The sequence below is a fragment of the Mycobacterium sp. 1165178.9 genome, assembly GCF_001673555.1.
Lineage (GTDB): Bacteria > Actinomycetota > Actinomycetes > Mycobacteriales > Mycobacteriaceae > Mycobacterium.
The window spans coordinates 1-2,115 of the sequence record NZ_LZMB01000450.1 but is presented as its reverse complement, the minus strand read 5'-3'; the positions used below and the strand labels follow the sequence as shown (position 1 = coordinate 2,115).

Genomic DNA, 2,115 nt, shown 5'->3' with positions numbered 1-2,115 from the left:
CGGGCTTTTCGTTCTTCCAGCGGTTCACTCGGATCATCGTGCCCAGCACGGCGCCGCAGGTGCTCGTTGGTTTCCGGCAGTCCCTGGCCATCGCGTGGTTGACGTTGATCGTCGCCGAGCAGATCAACGCCGACAAGGGAATTGGCTTCCTGATCAACAATGCCCGAGATTTTTTGCGCATCGACATCATCATCTTCGGGCTGACCATCTACGCGCTGCTGGGCATCATCACCGATGCGATCGTCCGGCTAATCGAGCGTCGCACGCTGCGCTACCGACACTGAAAGGTCCGGGCTTGACACTCATCGCAGAATCGGACGCCGCTACCCGCGGCGCGATCGGCATCGTCGGGGAACTGCGCCACGTCGACAAGTGGTACGGCAATCGGCAGGTGCTGAAAGACGTTTCGGTGCTGGTGCGTAGCGGTGAAATCGTCGCGCTGGTCGGGCGTAGCGGCTCGGGTAAATCGACGGTGCTGCGGGTGCTCGCCGGTCTGTCGGATGACCACAGCGGGCAGCGTGTGGCGGCCGGCGCCCCGGCCCTCGCATTCCAGGAGCCGCGCCTGTTTCCGTGGCGCGATGTGCGCACGAACGTCGGTTACGGCCTTACCCGCAGCCGCTTGCCGCGGGCGCAAGTCCGGGATCGCGCCGACCGAGCGCTGGCCGACGTCGGGCTGACCGACCACGCCGACGCCTGGCCACTGACCCTGTCCGGCGGCCAGGCGCAACGGGTTTCGCTGGCCCGGGCGCTGGTCGCCGAACCGCAACTGCTGTTGCTCGACGAGCCGTTCGGCGCGCTGGACGCGCTGACCCGGCTGACCATGCACACCCTGCTGCTGGATCTGTGGCGGCGGCACCGCTTCGGGGTGTTGCTGATCACCCACGATGTCGACGAAGCGGTGGGCCTGGCCGATCGCGTGCTGGTGCTCGAGGAAGGCCGCGTCGTCCACACGCTGTCCGTCAACGAGCCTCGCCGCGCACCTGGTCGCCACACGGAGAAGCATCGCGCCGAGCTGCTGGATCGTCTTGGTGTGCGGCTTTGATGCGGGGGTTCATCGCACTGGTGGCCGCGCTTGGACTGCTGCTGACCGGATGTGTTTCGCGCAGCGCCAGTTTGGGGCCCAAGCCGGCGCCGGCCGCGGTGCCCTTGTCGGAGCTGTCGGGTCTGACGCTGCAGGTCGGGGATCAGAAGGGCGGTACCGAAGCGTTGTTGCGCGCCGCGGGACAGCTGGACAACCTGCCCTATCGAGTCGCGTTCTCGACGTTCACCTCCGGGCCGCCGCAAGTGGAGGCGGCCACCGCGGGCAAGATCGACTTCGCGATCACCGGCAACACGCCGCCGATCTTCGGGGCCGCCAGCAACGCGAAGATCAAGGCAGTCTCCGCATACGGTGGCGGCGGGGCGGGCAACCGCGTTCTGGTGCATGCCGATTCGCCGATCACGTCGGTCTCCGAGTTGCGTGGAAAGGCCGTCGCAGTCGCCAAGGGCAGCTCGTCGCACGCCAACCTGCTGGCGCAGCTGGACAAAGCCGGGCTCAAACCCGCCGAGGTGAAGTTCGTATTCCTGCAGCCCGCTGATGCGCTGTCCGCGTTCAGTCAGCACCAGGCCGACGCGTGGGCCATCTGGGATCCGTACACGGCCCAGGCCGAGCAGCAGATCCCGGTGCGCAGCATCGCCGAGGCGCAGGGCGTCACCAATGGCGACTGGGTCGGCGTCGCCTCCGACCAGGCGCTGGACGACCCGAAACGCAACACCGCGCTGTCCGACCTGCTGGTGCGTTTCGAGAAGGCCGTGCAGTGGGCCCGGGCTCATCCGCAGAAATGGTCTCAAAGCTATTCCGCAGCAGTAGGATTGGATCCCAAAGTGGCGACCGTCGCGGCGATGCGTAGCCTGCGGCTACCGACTGAACTCGGTGACGATGTGGTTGCGTCCGAACAGAAACTGGCCGACTTGTTCGCGGCCGTCGGCCTGCTCGCGTCGTCGCCCAGGTTTGCCAACTGGGTCGACCGTCGATTCAACGAGTCGCTGCGGCCCGCCCTCGCCAGCTGATCAATCGCGGGAGGGTCGCGCGCGTCGTCACACCGCGTGGATTGAACACGCGGCGGCGCGGGCATC

The 2,115-nt window shown here is 66.9% G+C and carries 3 protein-coding genes; all 3 read left to right on the top strand.

Going from position 1 to position 2,115, the window contains the following annotated elements:
* A partial coding sequence (locus A5652_RS19200; protein WP_156745427.1) for an ABC transporter permease occupies positions 1-284 on the top strand: 284 nt, incomplete at its 5' end.
* An 11-nt stretch (positions 285-295) separates the two neighbouring features.
* Positions 296-1,042, top strand: a complete 747-nt coding sequence (locus tag A5652_RS19195) for an ABC transporter ATP-binding protein (protein WP_067355042.1) — start codon at positions 296-298, stop codon at positions 1,040-1,042.
* Entirely contained in the window at positions 1,039-2,049 is a 1,011-nt protein-coding gene (locus A5652_RS19190) for an ABC transporter substrate-binding protein (protein ID WP_082983988.1), read from the top strand. The genes A5652_RS19195 and A5652_RS19190 overlap by 4 nt, the downstream gene beginning before the upstream one ends.
* Positions 2,050-2,115: the final 66 nt, after the last annotated feature.